Origin of the sequence: Saccharothrix variisporea, from assembly GCF_003634995.1 — a bacterium.
Classification (GTDB): domain Bacteria; phylum Actinomycetota; class Actinomycetes; order Mycobacteriales; family Pseudonocardiaceae; genus Actinosynnema; species Actinosynnema variisporeum.
The window spans coordinates 6687013-6702564 of the sequence record NZ_RBXR01000001.1 but is presented as its reverse complement, the minus strand read 5'-3'; the positions used below and the strand labels follow the sequence as shown (position 1 = coordinate 6702564).

16 protein-coding genes are annotated in these 15552 nt (G+C 71.8%); 5 read left to right on the top strand and 11 right to left on the bottom strand.

The annotated features are described in order from the left end of the window. Positions 1-10: 10 nt before the first annotated feature. The gene (locus DFJ66_RS30515; RefSeq protein ID WP_211351379.1) at positions 11-1021 is read right to left on the bottom strand and encodes a methionine synthase; all 1011 of its coding nucleotides are present in this window, start codon (positions 1019-1021) and stop codon (positions 11-13) included. Between the two features lie 205 nt (positions 1022-1226). On the opposite strand from DFJ66_RS30515, the gene DFJ66_RS30510 reads away from it, so the two are divergent. Beyond that, positions 1227-2594, top strand: coding sequence for a cellulose binding domain-containing protein (locus tag DFJ66_RS30510; protein WP_121226227.1), 1368 nt, complete (start codon positions 1227-1229; stop codon positions 2592-2594). 65 nt (positions 2595-2659) lie between these two features. Here the strand turns inward: DFJ66_RS30510 and DFJ66_RS30505 are convergent, their stop codons facing one another. Further along, positions 2660-3208, bottom strand: a complete 549-nt coding sequence (locus DFJ66_RS30505) for a cadmium resistance transporter (protein ID WP_121226225.1) — start codon at positions 3206-3208, stop codon at positions 2660-2662. Positions 3209-3235: 27 nt separating this feature from the next. On the opposite strand from DFJ66_RS30505, the gene paaI reads away from it, so the two are divergent. Continuing rightward, the gene (gene paaI, locus DFJ66_RS30500) at positions 3236-3640 is read left to right on the top strand and encodes a hydroxyphenylacetyl-CoA thioesterase PaaI (RefSeq protein WP_121226223.1); all 405 of its coding nucleotides are present in this window, start codon (positions 3236-3238) and stop codon (positions 3638-3640) included. Positions 3641-3654: 14 nt separating this feature from the next. Here paaI and DFJ66_RS30495 read toward each other — a convergent pair whose 3' ends face one another. Together DFJ66_RS30495 and DFJ66_RS30490 are read right to left on the bottom strand one after the other, a co-directional pair. After that, positions 3655-4032 carry a hypothetical protein gene (locus DFJ66_RS30495; protein WP_121226221.1) on the bottom strand — a complete coding sequence of 126 codons (378 nt, stop codon included), beginning with the start codon at positions 4030-4032 and terminating at the stop codon, positions 3655-3657. Positions 4033-4098: 66 nt separating this feature from the next. Continuing rightward, a complete protein-coding gene (locus tag DFJ66_RS30490) occupies positions 4099-5274 on the bottom strand; it encodes a hypothetical protein (RefSeq protein WP_121226219.1) in 1176 nt (391 codons plus the stop codon). Positions 5275-5315: 41 nt separating this feature from the next. Between DFJ66_RS30490 and DFJ66_RS30485 the strand changes: the two genes are divergently transcribed. From DFJ66_RS30485 to DFJ66_RS30475, 3 genes are all read left to right on the top strand, one after another. After that, positions 5316-5816, top strand: coding sequence for a DUF6584 family protein (locus tag DFJ66_RS30485; protein ID WP_121231967.1), 501 nt, complete (start codon positions 5316-5318; stop codon positions 5814-5816). Between the two features lie 110 nt (positions 5817-5926). After that, entirely contained in the window at positions 5927-6787 is an 861-nt protein-coding gene (locus DFJ66_RS30480; RefSeq protein WP_121226217.1) for a serine/threonine dehydratase, read from the top strand. Positions 6788-7179: 392 nt separating this feature from the next. Next, entirely contained in the window at positions 7180-7842 is a 663-nt protein-coding gene (locus tag DFJ66_RS30475) for a hypothetical protein (protein WP_121226215.1), read from the top strand. A 1-nt stretch (position 7843) separates the two neighbouring features. Here DFJ66_RS30475 and mnmA read toward each other — a convergent pair whose 3' ends face one another. From mnmA to DFJ66_RS30440, 7 genes are all read right to left on the bottom strand, one after another. Beyond that, positions 7844-8926, bottom strand: coding sequence for a tRNA 2-thiouridine(34) synthase MnmA (gene mnmA, locus DFJ66_RS30470; protein ID WP_121231965.1), 1083 nt, complete (start codon positions 8924-8926; stop codon positions 7844-7846). Between the two features lie 5 nt (positions 8927-8931). Continuing rightward, positions 8932-10107, bottom strand: a complete 1176-nt coding sequence (locus DFJ66_RS30465) for a cysteine desulfurase family protein (RefSeq protein ID WP_121226213.1) — start codon at positions 10105-10107, stop codon at positions 8932-8934. Next, positions 10107-11480: an MFS transporter gene (locus tag DFJ66_RS30460; protein ID WP_121226211.1), complete on the bottom strand. Its 1374-nt coding sequence runs from the start codon at positions 11478-11480 to the stop codon at positions 10107-10109. Before DFJ66_RS30460 ends, DFJ66_RS30465 begins: the two co-directional genes overlap by 1 nt. A 277-nt stretch (positions 11481-11757) precedes the next feature. Then, positions 11758-12645 (bottom strand): lysophospholipid acyltransferase family protein, encoded by an 888-nt coding sequence (locus DFJ66_RS30455; protein ID WP_246029962.1) that lies wholly within the window; start codon positions 12643-12645, stop codon positions 11758-11760. Next, positions 12642-13406 (bottom strand): GNAT family N-acetyltransferase, encoded by a 765-nt coding sequence (locus DFJ66_RS30450; RefSeq protein WP_121226209.1) that lies wholly within the window; start codon positions 13404-13406, stop codon positions 12642-12644. Before DFJ66_RS30450 ends, DFJ66_RS30455 begins: the two co-directional genes overlap by 4 nt. A 149-nt stretch (positions 13407-13555) precedes the next feature. Then, positions 13556-14515, bottom strand: a complete 960-nt coding sequence (locus tag DFJ66_RS30445; RefSeq protein ID WP_121226206.1) for an electron transfer flavoprotein subunit alpha/FixB family protein — start codon at positions 14513-14515, stop codon at positions 13556-13558. 17 nt (positions 14516-14532) lie between these two features. Beyond that, the gene (locus tag DFJ66_RS30440; RefSeq protein WP_121226204.1) at positions 14533-15315 is read right to left on the bottom strand and encodes an electron transfer flavoprotein subunit beta/FixA family protein; all 783 of its coding nucleotides are present in this window, start codon (positions 15313-15315) and stop codon (positions 14533-14535) included. Positions 15316-15552: the final 237 nt, after the last annotated feature.

Genomic DNA, 15552 nt, shown 5'->3' with positions numbered 1-15552 from the left:
GCCGGGCGGGTCACCAGCCCTCGGGCGGTTCCACGAACGCCTTGCCCAGGTCGCGGGTCAGCGCGAGCGCCCGCCGCACCCAGGACGCCGTGGCCCCGGCCAGGCCGCACGTCGGCGTCGGCACGGCGTGCGTGGCGAGGATCGAGCGCGGGAACCCGAGGCGGTCCACCAGGTCCAACGCGGGTTTCGCCGCGTCGCGCAGCTTCAGCGGACGGCCCGGGTCGGTGCTCGGCACGACGCCGAGGAACAGGGTCGTGCGCTCCTCCCACGCCTCGCCGACCTGGTCCCACATGCCTTCGTCCAGCGCGGTCACGTCGAACGCGATCGCCTTCGCGCCGGCCTCGCGCAGCAACGTCAGCGGCGGGCGGGGCGCGCAGCAGTGCACGACCACGTCCGCGCCGACGCCCTCGATGACGGTCTGGAGCACCGCACGGGCGTCGGGCTCCGGGACGGCGGGCACGGTCCCGAGCTTGGACGGCGTGGGCAGCAGGCCGCGCAGCACGGCGGGCAGCGACGGCTCGTCCAGCTGCACGACGACCTGCGCGCCCGTCCGCTTGCCCACCTCGGCGACGTGCCGGGCCAGGCCCTCGGTCAGCGACGCGGTGAACTCGCGCAGCGCGCCCTTGTCGGTCAGCACGCGGTGGCCGCGCATCAGCTCGATGCCGGCGGTCAGCGTCCACGGCCCGGCCGCCTGCACCTTGACCACGGACGGCGTCAGCCCGTCGGCCGCTTCCTCGAACGCGTCGAGGTCGCGGCGCAACAGGTCCACCGCGCGGCGGTGGTCCTTCCCAACGTGGGAAGCGGTCCGGTAGCCGGAGGTGACGACCTCGATCGGCAGGTCGACCAAGAGCGCGGCGGTGCGGCCGATGACGTCCGCGCCGACGCCGCGCGCGGGGAGTTCGGGCAGGTGGGGCAGGGTGGGCAGCTCACCGAGCACGACCCGCGCGGCTTCCAGCGGGTCCGTTCCCGGCAGTGAGCCGATGCCGGTTGCGCTGCCTTCGGACCAGGGTGCGTGTTCCACGCCGCACAGTCTCCCACCCCGGGCCTTGACCGGTTGGCGACAGAAAAGGTCTAGACCCATTGACGCGGTGGTCCAGTCCACTTACCGTCACTGTGTCGGTGCCGACAGTTGCGACGGCACCGCACACGACGTGGTGTGGGGGCGTGCCGCGCCCCGCGCTCCCGCACCACTTCCACCCCGTCCCCCTGCCACGGGAGCACGTTCAATGTCGAACAAGGTCCTCGCCGCCCTCGCCGCGGGTGCCGCGGCGGTCGTCACCACGGGCCTGCTGCTGGCCGCCCCGGCGGGCGCCGCGCCGAGCCCGACCGCGGTGTTCACCCAGGACTCCACGTGGGGTTCGGGCTACCAGGGCAAGTACACGATCACCGCCGGCAGCACCGCGCTGACCGGCTGGAAGCTGGAGTTCGACCTGCCCGCCGGCAGCACGCCCGGTTCCTACTGGGACGCGACCCTGGCCAGCAGCGGCAACCACCACACCTTCACCAACCGCGAGTACAACGGCTCGGTCGCCGCCGGCGCGTCCACGTCGTTCGGCTTCCTGGTCAACGGCACCGGCCTGCCCGCCAACTGCAAGCTCAACGGCCAACCCTGCGCCGGCAGCACGACGACCACGACGACCACCACCACTTCGTCGTCGACAACAACCACCACCACGTCGTCGTCGACAACCACCACCACGACGACCACTCCGGTGCCGCCGGGGAGCATCAAGTCGGCCCCGTACGTCGACATCACGATGCCCACCCCGTCGCTGGAGTCGGTGGCCCGCGCGACCGGCCAGAAGGTGTTCACGCTGGCCTTCGCCCTGGCCGACAGCTCGGGCTGCAACCCGTCGTGGGGCGGCACGATCCCGTTGAACGACAGCCGGATCATCAACGACGTGCGGGCCCTGAAGGCGCTCGGCGGTGACGTGATCGTGGCGACCGGCGGCGCGGCCGGGCCGTACCTGGAGTACACCTGCTCGACCGCCGATGCCCTGCTCGGCGCGTACAAGAAGGTGCTCGACGCGGTCGGCAGCAACCACCTGGACGTGGACGTCGAGGCGTCCATCCCGCACGACATGGTCAACACCGCGCTGAAGAAGCTCCAGACCGAGCGCGGCACGTCCATCAGCTACACCATGCGCGTCCAGGGCGACGACTACGGCATGGACCCCTACTCGGTGCAGATCCTCCAGAACGCCGCCGCCAAGGGCCTGACCGTGCTGGTCAACCCGATGACGATGGAGTTCGGGACGTCCAAGCCGGACTGGGGCGACGCCGTGATCGCCGCCGCGGAGAGCTCGCTGCGGCAGATGAAGCAGATCTGGCCCGGCAAGTCCGACGCGGAGCTGAAGCGGCTGCTCGGCGTGACCCCGATGATCGGCCGCAACTTCAACGGCAAGGTCTTCACCCAGGACCACGCGCGCAAGCTGGTGACCTGGGCCAACACCAACCGGATCGGCCTGCTGGGCTTCTGGTCGGTGGGCCGCGACAACGGGTCCTGCCCCGGCGGGGGTGTCTCGCCGACGTGCAGCAGCATCGCCCAGTCGCAGTACGAGTTCACCACCCTGTTCAAGGGGTTCACCGCGTAACGACCCCGCGGGTTCGACGGGGGTGGCGACCCTGCGACGCCACCCCCGTCAGCCGTCCCACGCGGTCAGCCGAACAGCACCAGCAGTCCGATGACCACGAGCACGACCGGCAGCACCACGTGGCCCCACCGGCTGAGCGTCCTCGCCACCGGCTCCCGCGTGGCCAGGAACCGGCCCGCCGCGCACCACACCGCCACCAGCAGCAGGAACACCACGACGTACCCGGTGACCCCGGTCGTGGCGAACACCGGCACGTAGACCCCGATGTTGTCGCCGCCGTTGGCGAAGGTCACCCCGGCGATGCCCAGCGCACCCGACACGGGCGCAGCCTCGTCGTCCCCGCCCCGCCACGCCCGCCACGCCTGCCACGCCGCCTTGAGCCCGAGCGCCAACGGCAGCAGCCCCAGCCAGTGCAGGTACTGCTCCGGCAACAGCGCCGCGCCCGCCGACGCCGCCACGGCCACCACGAGGATCGCGCCGAACCCGAGGTACTGCCCCAGCACCACCTTCGCCGGCCGCACGCCCTGCGCGAAGAACAGCGCCAGCAGCACGATGTCGTCCACGTTGGTCACGGCGAACAGCCCGACCGCGCGGCCGATCTCCAACAGTCCCATGCGGTGCGCCTGTTCTAGGGTGCGGGGATGAACGGACCTGCGGACATGCTCGCAAACGACGCCGCGTCGACCGCGCTGGGGATCAAGGCGCTCGACCTCTCGGACGGGTCCGCGACCCTGACCATGACCGTCACCGACCGCATGATCAACGGTCACGGCATCGCGCACGGCGGGTACGTCTTCCTGCTGGCCGACACGGCGTTCGCCTGCGCCTGCAACCGTCCCGGGTCGGTGACGGTCGCGGCGCAGGCGGAGATCGACTTCCTGGTGCCGGTGCGGTTGGGGGACGAGCTGGTCGCCACCGCCGTGGAGAGGGTCCGGCGCGGCCGGAGCGGGATCTACGACATCACCGTGCGTCGGGGAGACGAGGTGGTCGCGGAGTTCCGCGGCCGGAGCCGGACCCTCAAGGACCAGGCGGCGGGCAGGGACTAGCCGGCGCGCAGGGACTAGGCGGCGCGGCGCAGTCCGATTACCTGAAGGGTGATGAAACCGAGCACCGAAATGGCCTGGGCCACGATCAGGAAAACACCCAGCCCGGTCACCGGGAACCAGCCGGCGAAAGCGGTCAGGAAGCTGTCCACCACCCACACGAAGTTCCCGACCACCACCACACCGACGAGTGCCCGGACGGGGCGCGTGCCGAGGAAGAAAACACCCACGCCGTAAGCGACGAGGAATGCGCCGAGCCCGAGCACGAGACCGCGCGGCAAGCCCAGCGGGGCGTCGATCAGAAGAGCCAGCAGCCCCAATCCGCCCGAGGCGACGCCGTCGAGCTTGAGTGCGAAGCGGAGGAAACCGTCGTTGCGAACCTGAGTCGTCGTCATGGCCCAGAAGTTAGGCCCGGAACCACTGCCGGCAGAACGCCGAACACTGCCAACGGCTGCCAGTTCTCAGGCCTCGACCTGGGCGGACAGGTCCGCGGCCACCAGCTTCGCCCCCGCGTTCTGCCAGTTGTGGAGGGTTCGCTCGGGGACCTGGTTGACGAACCACGCGAGCGCCTTGCGGGCGTCCGGGTCGAGGTCTTCGCGTTTCGTGCGCCGTGAATACGGCCGGATGCCGACCACGTAGTAGAAGTACAGCGCGTTGTAGTGCCGCCATTCGTCGCTGGTGCCGAAGTCGCCGTCCTTCGGCTTGAGCCGCTGGATGCTCTCCCACAACAACGACTTCAATTCCGCCGCGCGTTCCAACGGTTGGTCGGGCGCACCTCGGGCGGCGAGTCGCCGCGAAATGACCGGCAGTTCGGTCAACGGGCTGGCGACCAACTTCCCGAGGTCGCCGTAACTGCTCAACGCCCGCCGGGTCAGCTTCACGAAATCGGCGTCCTCGGCCAGTGGCGCACGGCGGGGCAGGGCGTCGGCGGCCTCGCGCAGCTCCGCCCGTTCGTCGGCGACCTCCGGCACGGCGACCCGGTCGACGACGGCCGCGAGCGGGTTGGCCAGGACCTGGAGGGCGACCGCCGCAGCGACCGTCCCGAAGAGCAGGGGCGCGAGCCGGTCGTCCAGGAACAACGCCACCTGCCCGCCGAACACCGCCGCCATGCCCGCCGACACCAGCAGCGACCGCACCATGTCCGCCCGGATCGCCTCGCCCTCGTCGAACGCGTCCCGGACCGCCACGAGCACGCCGAACAGCATGAGGTCCACGCCGATCGCCGCCACCAGCCACACCGCCGGGACGAAGTTCAGCAGCACCGCGCCCGACCCGAGCAGGAACATCAGCGACGCCGCACCCACCAACGTCCGGTGTTCGCGCAGGTAGAGCACCAGGACGAAGGCGAGCGGGAGGAGTACGACCGGCGGGAAGAACCACGCCGCCGCTACCAGCGGCACCGCCGAGATCCGCCACCACCGGTCGTACCGCTCGGGCAGCCAGCACGTGATCGCACCGGTCCACGCGATCGCCGGCAGCGCCAGGACGACCGGCGGCACCGGCAGCGCGAGGGCCGCCGCGTAGGCCAGCAGCCCGGCGGCGGTCCGGTGCAGCAGCGGCTTGCGCGGGTCGCGGACCAGCAGGTACAGGCCCAGCCACCAGGCCAGGCCGAAGGCGACGACGGACACCCCGATCACCCGGCGATCCTACGGTTGCGCGGACTGGGACCATGAGCCTCATGCCGGTGGAGCTGACGCTGCGCAAGGCCGCCGAGGAACTGGAACGCGGTGATCTGGCGAGTGTGCTGAAGGCCCGGCAGCGCCTCGTCGGGCTGGTCACCACCTACCCCGACCGGCTGGACCTGCGGGAGCGGCTGGCGGCGGTGTACCGGGTGCTCGGCGACGCGGCGCAGGCGGGCCGGTGGAGCTACCTGTCCGAGCACCGGGTCGAGGCGGAGGTGGCGGCGTTCGAACGCGCCTACCGCACGCCGCAGGCCCGGCTGGCGGCGCTGAACTGGGTGAGCGGAGAGCACACCACCGAGACCGCGCGGGTCCGGCTGGCGGCGTTGCGCGGCGCGGTGTCGGAGGACCTGCGGGCGCGGTTGGCCGTCGCCGACGACCGCGACTCGTCGTGGCCCGCCAACGTCCTGGTGCTGCTCGGGCTCGTGGTCGTGCTGCTGTGCTTCGTGATCGGGGCGGTGACCGTCGTGGTGTGGGTGTACCGGTGGTTCGGCGGCTGATCGCGCATCCTGGTGACATGCGCGCATCTTGGTGACATGCGCATCTTGGTGACATGCGCGCATCCCGGTGACATGCGCGCATCCCGGTGACATGCGCGCATCCTGGTGACATGGACGTCACCGCCGCAGCCGACCGGATCCGCCCCCACATCCGCCGCACCCCGTTGTGGCGCGTCTCGGTGGACGGCCGCCCGCTCGTGCTCAAGCTCGAACACCTCCAGCTCACCGGCTCGTTCAAGCTGCGCGGGGCGGTGAACACGCTGCTGCTGGCCGACGTCCCGGACCGGGTCGTCACGGCGTCCGGCGGCAACCACGGCCTGGGCGTGGCGATGGCCGCCAAGCTGCTGGGCACGCAGGCGACCGTGTACGTGCCGGTCAGCGCGCCGGAGGGGAAGGTCCGGCGGATCGAGGCGGCGGGTGCGAAGCTCATCCGGTCGGGCTCGACGTACGCGGAGGCGGTGGTCGCCGCGAAGTCCGCGCCGGGGTACTACGTGGAGGCCTACAACGACCCGGCCGTCATCGCCGGACAGGGCACGGTGGCGCTGGAGATCGTGGAGGACGCCCCGGACGTGGACGTCATCGCCGTGGCCGCCGGCGGCGGCGGGTTGGCGGCGGGGACGGCGTTGTCCGGGGTCCGGGTGGCGGCCGTCGAGCCGGAGGGGTGCTGCTGCGTGCACAACGCCCTGGTCGCGGGCGAGCCGGTCGACTCGCCGGTCGACTCGGTGGCCGCGTCCGCGTTGGGCGCCACTCGGGTGGGTGACGTGCCGTTCGGGGTGCTGCGCTCGTCGGACGTGAGGTCGGTGCTGGTCAGCGAGGCGGAACTGCTGTCGGCGCGGGACCGGCTGTGGGAGGAGTTCCGGCTGGCGGTGGAACCGGCGGCGGCTGTGCCGTTCGCGGCGTGGCTGGACGGGCGCGTGCCGGGGACGGCGTGTGTGGTGTTGTGCGGTGCCAACACCGACTGGACCCCGTAATGCGCTTCGCGCTCTCAAGATCAAAAGATGAAAAGCGGCGCTCGCCGCGCGGCAGGCCGCCAGCGGGGGGTGAAGGGCGTCGGTTCCCCCGCCGCATGGCCTGGCGGAGCCAACCACACTTCGGGCCGGGTGCCGCTAAAACTTTTTGGTCGTTCCTCGCAAAAACTTTCGGCTGCACCCGACCCGAAGTGCGGTAGCCCTTCGGGCAGGCCATACGGCGGGGGAACCGAGGCCCTCCACCTGTGGTTGAGACCACCGCACACAAAAGCCGCGCTGCGCGCGAAATGTGCGCTGTGCGCGTAAGGGAGTTGGTCGTACGTTGCTCGACGTACGTTTCTGAGACGCCTGGCGAGGGACGTGGTTACCCGGTCGGATGACCACCATCGGGTGGCATGACTTCGCGTGTCGCGTACCGGGTGTCGGCGCTGCTGTTCCTGTCGGGCCTGGCGCACCTGGTGGTGTTCTTCGTCAACGGTGGCCCTTGGGAGGGGCCGGTGTCGTGGCGCAAGGCTGTCACGTTCGGGTTGTCGTTCGGGCTGACCCTGGCCTCTTACACGTGGGTGGCCGGGTTCGTGCGGCTGCGGTCGGTGTGGGTGGGGGTCTTCACCGGCGCTTCTGTCGCGGAGGTGGCGCTGATCAGCCTCCAGGCGTGGCGCAAGGTGCCGTCGCACTTCAACGAGTCGACCGCCTTCGACACCCTGGTCACGCGCGCGCTGACGGTTGGCGGCATCACGCTGGTCGTGTGCGTGGTCGCGTTGGCGGTGGCGGTCTTCAAGGCCTCGCTGCCGCCGGCCATGCGTCTGGCGGCTCGGGTGGGCGCGGCGAGTCTTGTGGTGGCGATGGCGTTCGGCGGGCTGATGGTGGCCGAGCGCGGTGGCTCCTGGAAGTTGGCGCACGGGGTTGCCATGCACGGTGTCTTGCTGTTGCCATTGCTGGCCTGGTTGCTGGACTTCACCACGTGGGAGGACCGGCGGAAGGTGCGGGTCGTGCGGGCGGCCGCCGGCGGTTATGCGGCCCTGGTCGGCGCGGCGGCCGTGTTCAACGCCCTCGTGTGAGTCAGCGGGTGGAGTCGATGGTGGCGCTGGCCAGGACGAGGTCGCCGGCCGGGTCCGGGCGGTAGATCGCCACCGCCTGGCCGGGGGCCACGCCGCTGAGCGGCTCGCGCAGGTGGACCTTCAGCGAACCGTCCACCAGCTCGGCCACCGCCGGGGCCAGGCCGCCGTGCGCGCGCACCTGGGCCACGCACTCCACGGGTCCGTCGAACGGGATGCGGGTCACCGGCGTCCGCGCCACGATCTCCGTCACCGCCAGCTTCTCCGCCGACCCGACCCGCACGGTGCCGCTCACCGGCTCCAGCGACAGCACGTACCGGGGCCGACCGTCCGGTGCGGGCGCGTCGATGCCCAGGCCCCGGCGCTGGCCCACGGTGAACTCGTGCACGCCCACGTGCCGGCCGAGCACCGCGCCGGTCTCGTCGTCCACCAGCACGCCGGGCTGCTCGCCCAGGCGCTTGGTCAGGAAGCCACGGGTGTCGCCGTCCGGGATGAAGCAGATGTCGTGGCTGTCCGGCTTCTCCGCGACCTGGAGGCCCCGGGCCGCCGCCTCCACGCGCACGTCCGCCTTGGTCGAGTCGCCCAGCGGGAACATGGCGTGCGCGAGCTGCTCGTCGGTCAGCGAGGACAGCACGTAGGACTGGTCCTTGCCGTCGTCGGCCGAGCGGCGCAGCTCCGGACGTCCGTCCACAGTGGACAGGCGGGCGTAGTGGCCGGTGCAGACCGCGTCGAAGCCCAGGCCGATCGCCTTGTCCAGCAGGGCCTCGAACTTGATGCGCTCGTTGCAGCGCAGGCACGGGTTCGGGGTGCGGCCGGCGGCGTACTCGGCGACGAAGTCCTCGACCACGTCCTCGGTGAAGCGCTCGGCGAAGTCCCAGACGTAGAACGGGATGCCCAGCACGTCGGCGGCGCGGCGGGCGTCGCGGGCGTCCTCGATCGTGCAGCACCCGCGTGCGCCGGTGCGCAGCGTCCCCGGCTTGGCCGACAGCGCCAAGTGCACGCCCGTCACGTCGTGCCCCGCCGCCACGGCCCGCGCCGCGGCCACGGCGGAGTCCACGCCGCCGCTCATCGCCGCCAGCACCCGCATCCCGGTCACACCCCCGCCTTCGTCCGCTTCATCCCCGCGATGCCCGCCGTGCGGGCGCGTTCCACCACCGGTCCGATCGCCTGGGCCAGTTCGCGCACCTCGTCGAGCGTCGAGGTGTGCCCCAGCGAGAACCGCAGCGACCCGCGCGCGAGCACCGGGTCCACGCCCATCGCCAGCAGCACGTGGCTGGGCTGGGCGACGCCCGCGGTGCACGCGGAGCCGGTCGAGCACTCGATCCCCTTGGCGTCCAACAGCATCAGCAGGCTGTCGCCCTCGCAGCCGGGGAAGGTCAGGTGGGCGTTGCCGGGCAGCCGGTGCACGGGGTCGCCGTTGAGCACCACGTCCGGCACGGCCCGGCGCACCGACGCGACCAGCTCGTCGCGCAGGGCGGCCAGCTCCTGCGCGTGGGCGACCTGCTCGGTCACCGCGTGCCGCACCGCCGCGGCCAGGCCGACGATCGCCGGCACGTCCAGCGTGCCCGAGCGCACGTCCCGCTCCTGGCCACCGCCGTGCAGCACCGGTGTGGTGGCGACGTCCCGGCCCAGCAGCAGCACGCCCACACCGTAGGGTCCGCCCAGCTTGTGCCCGGTGAGCGTGAGGGCGCTCGCGCCGGACTCCGTGAAGTCCACCGGCACCGACCCGACCGCCTGCACGGCGTCGGTGTGGAACGGGACACCGGCCTGCGCGGCGAGCGCGGCCAGCTCGGGCACCGGGTTGATGGTGCCGACCTCGTTGTTCGCCCACATCACGGTGGCCAGCGCCACGTCGTCGCCCAGCGCCTCGGCCAGCGCGTCGGGGTGGATGCGGCCGTGCTCGTCGGGCTCCACCCAGGTGACCTCGGCGCCCTCGTGGTCGGCGAGCCACTGCACGGTGTCCAGCACGGCGTGGTGCTCGGTGCTGGAGGCCACCACCCGGCGGCGGCGGTCCGTGCGGCGCGACCAGTAGACGCCCTTGACGGCGAGGTTGTCGCTCTCCGTGCCGCCGCTGGTGAAGATCACCTCGGACGGCCGGGTGCCGAGCGCGTCGGCGATGTCCTCCCGGGCCTCCTCGACCGCCCGCCGGGCCTTGCGGCCGGACGTGTGCAGCGACGAGGCGTTGCCCGTGGTGGACAACGCCTTGGTCATCGCCTCGATCGCCTCGGGGAGCATGGGCGTCGTGGCGGCATGGTCGAAGTAGGCCATCAGTCTTCCAGGGTAGCCCTGCCCAGCCTCCGCGTGAGCACGGCACCGAGGACCGAGATCGCGGCCATCAGCAGGTCGAACGGGATGACGGCGGCCGTCGGCGCGGCGGTGGAGGCGAACGTCGACACCAGCACCCCGCCCAGACCGACCAGCAGCGCCGAGCCCAGCATGTCGCTGATCTGCAGCGCCGAGGAGTTGAAACCCCGGTCGACGTCGGTGGACGCGCCCAGCGTGAGCACGCTCAGGCTCGACATCGCGATCCCCATGCCGGCCCCGGCGACCGCCCACAGGACGGGCGTCAGCCACGCCGGACCCCACGAAGGTGCGATGAGCGTCACGCCCGCGATGCCCGTGGCGTTGAGCACGAACCCCCAGCGGACCAGCTTCGCGCGCGGGATCTGCGGGTTGCGCCCCTGCCACCAGGCGGCCGACGACCAGCCCAGGGCGCTGAGCGTGAGCGGGATGCCGGACCAGATCGCCGAGTACCCGTGCACGGAGGTGAGGGTGAGCGGGATGAACGCCTCGGCCGCGAAGAACGAACCGGCGAGCAGCCCGCGGGACAGGATCGTCGCGGGCAGGCCGGCCTTGGCGCGCAGCGTGCCCTTGGGCAGCAGGACGCGCAACGCGGGGACGAGGACGGCGATCCCGGCGACGCCGACCAGCAGGTTGACCCCGTTGGGGTGCTGGGCGGCCCAGCTCAACCCCACCACGCCGACCCCGGCGGCCAGTGCGGCCAGCGGCAGCCCCTTGCGCGTGCCCTGGTCGGGGGTGTGCGCGGGGAGGTTCTTGAGGACCGGCACCAGCAGGAGCACGCCGACCAGCACAAATGGTGCGAGCCCGAGGAACACCCACCGCCAGGACAGCGTCTCGGTCAGCCAGCCGGACAGCGCCGGACCGACCAGGGAGGGGACCACCCAGGCGCTGGCCAGCAGGCCGAACACCTTCGGGCGGGAGCGTTCGGGGTAGACCAGCGCGATCAGGACGTACACCGCGACCACCTGCGCCCCGCCACCCAGCCCCTGGAGCACGCGGCCGAGGACCAGTTGCCCCATCTCCTGGGCGGTGCCCGCGACCACCAGGCCGACCAGGAACAGCGCGGGTCCGACCAGCAGGCTCGGCCGGGGGCCGCGCAGGTCGCTGAGGCGGCCGGAGAGGACGGTCGCGATGACGCTGGCGGCGAGGAAGGACAGGAACGGCCAGGCGTAGAGCTCGTTGCCGTCCAGTTCGGCGACCATGCGGGGCATCGCGGTGCTGACGCCCATGTTCTCGAAGGCGAGGAGGGTGACCAGGAGGATGATCCCGAGCGTGGGGCCTCTGCGGTCGGGGGTCCAGAGGCTGCTCTTGTCCGATTCGCGCTGCTCAGTCGTGGTCACGGGTCCATGGTTCAACCTCTAGCTGGGTCGAGGTCAAGGCAATATGACGCGAATCTGGCACGCCCGTACCGGCGGGGTGGGGTGGGCGGCGGCGGCCGGCGGGGTCGGGCGGGCGGCGACGGCCGGCGGGCGACGGTTGGCGGGGGGCGACGGTTGGCGGGGTCGCGCGGGGCGGAGGCAGCGGCCGGCGGGGCGCGGCGGACGGCAGCGGCCGACGGCGGGCCGGTGAGGGGCAGGGCGGAGGGTGCGTAGGCGACCGCAGCCCTCCGCCGTGGTCTCAGGCGGCTTCGCTGGGAGTCGGCGCGGGCGCGGGTGCCAGCGGTGCGTGGACTCGTTGCGCCGGCACCAGGACGTTGCCGTACAGGGCGCGTTCGGACTCCTGCTGCACCAGGTTCGCCAGCGCACGGCGGTCCGCCGCGCGACCGGGAGCGACCTCGTCCAGCACGTGCACCTCGACCACCAGCCGCCGCAGCCGCAGCACCCGCCGCATCGAGTCGACCAGCGTGTCCGACCCGATGAACGCCGCCCCGGTCGTCGTCCGCCCCTCCTGCACGTACCGCAGCACGACCGGCCGCACGGGCACACCGGCGTCCAGAGCAGCCTGGAACAGCGCCGGCCGGTACCGACCGGAAGCCAACCCGCACCACGTCGTCCCCTCGGCGTGGATGCCGACTGCGGCACCCGACCGCAGAGCGGCAGCCAGCTCGGCCACCGTCCCGGGCAGCAGCGACAGCCGCTCGCGGTCCAGGTACACCGTCCGCGCGGCCGTGATCAGCCGACCCAGGACCGGCCACGAGCGGATGTCCAGCTTGGCCACCATGCGGATCGGCTGAACGGCGTCGATCGCCAGTTCGTCCAGCCACGACACGTGGTTGCTCACCACGAGCACCCCACGGCCGGGAGTGGCCTGGAACAAGGGCGCGCCCACCACCCGCAGACGAGCACCGAAAGCGCGCAGCAGCGCCCGGAACCACGAGCGCAGCAGCACCTCACGCGCCCGCCCCCGCGACACCAGCACTGCCAGCACCACAAAGACGCCGCTCAACAGCACGACCAGAGCAGCAACCACCCGCAGTGCCACGCGCAAGCCGCCGACCCGAGCCCCGGAGTGGTCCACGCACCCGTCGCCGCACGGCGACACCGGCATCCACGGGTGGGCGCTCACGCCGTCTCCCCGAGGAAGAACTTGAGGTACCGCTGGTCCACGTGGTCCATGCCCAGCAGGACGAACAGGTCCGCCACGCCGAAGTCCGGGTCCAGCGCCGGCCGTCCGCACACCCATGCGCCCAACCGCAGGTACCCCTTGAGCAGCGGCGGCAGGACGGTCCGCGGCGGGCGGGGAACCGCGTCGACATCCCACGGGTTCAGCGGCGTCACGCGGTACTGCTCGGGCGCGTAGTGCTTGGCGTGCACGGTGTCCCACACGCCCGCCGCGTACGAGCCACCGTCGTGCAGGGGCACGGACGCGCAGCCCACCAGCCACGAGTGGCCGGACAGCAGCATGTACCGGGCGATGCCCGCCCACACCAGCGACACGACGGCGCCGTTGCGGTGGTCGGGGTGCACGCACGACCGGCCGGTCTCCACCACGCTGGGGCGCAGCGGGGCCAGGTTGGTCAGGTCGAACTCCGTGTCGGAGTACAGCCGGCCCGCGTCGGCGGCCCGCTCCGGCGGGAGCATGCGGTAGGTGCCGACGATCTCGCCGGTCCGGTCGTCCCGGACGACGAGGTGGTCGCAGTGCTCGTCGAACGCGTCGACGTCGTGGCCCTCCACGGACGAGTGGAGGGTGGCGCCCATCTCGCCGGCGAAGACCTGGTGGCGCAGTCTCTGCGCGGCCACCACCTCGGCGCTGTCGCGTGCGACCAGCAGCGAGTAGCGCGGTCCGGTGGCTTCCCCGGTGCTGACAAGCAGTTGAGGCTGCGTCATGGGGACTGGTCTACCGACCGGATGGCGACCGACAGCAGGTCGTTCCGATGACGCATTAGTGGCAGGTCGGTTAAACCCTGGTGTGGGCGAATACGCCGAGGGCCGCCCCCAAGATCGGGGACGGCCCTCGGCACGAAAAGCGCTGGTGATCAGCCCTTGCGCTGGTCGACCTCTTCGGTCAGCTGCGGAGCGACGTTGAACAGGTCGCCCACCACGCCGAAGTCGGCGATCTCGAAGATCGGCGCCTCCGGGTCCTTGTTGACCGCGATGATCGTCTTGGACGTCTGCATGCCGGCGCGGTGCTGGATCGCGCCCGAGATGCCCAGCGCGATGTACAGCTGCGGCGACACGGTCTTGCCGGTCTGACCCACCTGGAACTGGTGCGGGTAGTAACCGGAGTCCACCGCCGCGCGGGACGCGCCGACAGCCGCGCCCAGGCTGTCCGCCAGCTTCTCGACCACGGCGAAGCTCTCCGCCGAGCCGACGCCGCGGCCACCGGAGACGACGACCGACGCCTCGGTCAGCTCCGGGCGGTCGCCGCCCACGACGGCCTCGCGGCCGGTGACGCGGGTGGCCTTGGCCGGGTCGGTGGCGGGCAGCTCGATGCTCTCCTCGACGGCGTCGCCGGCGGCCTCCTCGGCCTCCACACCACCGGGGCGCACCGCGATGACCGGCGTGCCCTGGGAGACCTTCGACTTGACGACGTACGCGCCACCGAAGATCGACTGCGTGCCGACGCCGTCACCGTCGAGGTCGACCACGTCGTAGAGCAGGCCGGAGCCCAGGCGCACGGCCAGGCGACCGGCGACCTCCTTGCCCTCCAGCGTCGCCGACACGAGCACGGCGGCCGGGGACTTCGCCGCGGCGATGGTCGCCAGGGCGTCCACCTTCGGCGTCACCAGGAAGTTCGCGGCGTCCTCGGACTCGACCGCGTACACCTTCGCCGCGCCGTAGCGGGCGAGGGACTCCCTCACCTTGCCCGCGGTGCCGGGCGATCCGACCACCACCGCGGACGGCTCGCCGAGACGGCGCGCGGCGGATAGAAGCTCAAAGGTGACCTTCTTGACCTCGCCGTCGACGTGGTCGACGAGGACCAGGACCTCAGACATTTGTTCCCTCCTCGCCTTCAGATGAGCTTCTGGCCGACCAGGTACTCGGCGATCTTGCGACCACCGTCACCCGAGTCCTCGACGCGCTGACCGGCGCTGCGCGGCGGCTTCGGGGCCGCCTCCAGCACCTGGGACCACGCGGCGGACAGGCCGACCTCGCCCGCGTCCAGCCCGAGGTCGCCCACGGTCAGCGTGGTGACGGGCTTCTTCTTGGCGGCCATGATGCCCTTGAACGACGGGTACCGCGGCTCGTTGATCTTCTCGGTGACGCTGACCACGGCGGGCAGGCTCGCCTCCAGGTGCGCCACGCCCTCGTCGGTCTCGCGCTCGGCCTTGATCACGCCGCCCTCGACCGACAGCTTGCGGACCTGGGTGACCTGCGGCAGGCCCAGCAGCTCGGCCAGGATGGCGGGCACGGCGCCCGCGCGGCCGTCGGTGGCCTCGTTGCCGGCGATGACCAGGTCGACGCCCTCGACGGTGCCGATGGCCTTGGCCAGCACCTTGGCGGTGGTCAGCACGTCGGAGCCGTGGAGGGCCTCGTCGGAGACGTGGACGGCCTTGTCCGCGCCCATCGACAGCGCCTTGCGGATCGCGTCGGTGGCACGGTCGGGACCCATCGCCACGACGGTCACCTCGCCGCCGTGCGCCTCCTGGAGCAGCAGCGCTTCTTCCACCGCGCGCTCGTTGATCTCGTCGAGCACGGCGTCCGCGGACTCGCGGTCGAGGGTGTGGTCGGCGTCGGTGAGCTTGCGCTCGGACCAGGTGTCGGGCACCTGCTTGACCAGGACGACAATGTTCATGGGTCCTCTTCGACCTCCTGCGGACGGGGCGGCGACGGATCCGGCGACGCGTTTCGCGCGCGATCCGGGTGTTACCAAGTGTCGGTGACCCTGCCATGTCCTCGCCGCGTTGGCATGGTGGTGTCGGCCACCCGAATGTTACCCACCAGTAGCAGGGGTGCAAACGAGAGCAAGCACCTCTCACGCGTGACTCTGGACACAAGCGATATGAGCCCGAACGGGGAACATCGTACGGCC

What these genes read in the sequence shown, in the direction of transcription:
- DFJ66_RS30510 (WP_121226227.1), top strand. Translation starts at nt 1,227, where the DNA reads ATGTCGAACAAGGTCCTCGCCGCCCTCGCCGCGGGTGCCGCGGCGGTC.
- DFJ66_RS30505 (WP_121226225.1), bottom strand. Translation starts at nt 3,208, where the DNA reads ATGGGACTGTTGGAGATCGGCCGCGCGGTCGGGCTGTTCGCCGTGACC.
- paaI (WP_121226223.1), top strand. Translation starts at nt 3,236, where the DNA reads ATGAACGGACCTGCGGACATGCTCGCAAACGACGCCGCGTCGACCGCG.
- DFJ66_RS30495 (WP_121226221.1), bottom strand. Translation starts at nt 4,032, where the DNA reads ATGACGACGACTCAGGTTCGCAACGACGGTTTCCTCCGCTTCGCACTC.
- DFJ66_RS30485 (WP_121231967.1), top strand. Translation starts at nt 5,316, where the DNA reads ATGCCGGTGGAGCTGACGCTGCGCAAGGCCGCCGAGGAACTGGAACGC.
- DFJ66_RS30480 (WP_121226217.1), top strand. Translation starts at nt 5,927, where the DNA reads ATGGACGTCACCGCCGCAGCCGACCGGATCCGCCCCCACATCCGCCGC.
- DFJ66_RS30475 (WP_121226215.1), top strand. Translation starts at nt 7,180, where the DNA reads ATGACTTCGCGTGTCGCGTACCGGGTGTCGGCGCTGCTGTTCCTGTCG.
- mnmA (WP_121231965.1), bottom strand. Translation starts at nt 8,926, where the DNA reads ATGCGGGTGCTGGCGGCGATGAGCGGCGGCGTGGACTCCGCCGTGGCC.
- DFJ66_RS30465 (WP_121226213.1), bottom strand. Translation starts at nt 10,107, where the DNA reads ATGGCCTACTTCGACCATGCCGCCACGACGCCCATGCTCCCCGAGGCG.
- DFJ66_RS30450 (WP_121226209.1), bottom strand. Translation starts at nt 13,406, where the DNA reads ATGACGCAGCCTCAACTGCTTGTCAGCACCGGGGAAGCCACCGGACCG.
- DFJ66_RS30445 (WP_121226206.1), bottom strand. Translation starts at nt 14,515, where the DNA reads ATGTCTGAGGTCCTGGTCCTCGTCGACCACGTCGACGGCGAGGTCAAG.
- DFJ66_RS30440 (WP_121226204.1), bottom strand. Translation starts at nt 15,315, where the DNA reads ATGAACATTGTCGTCCTGGTCAAGCAGGTGCCCGACACCTGGTCCGAG.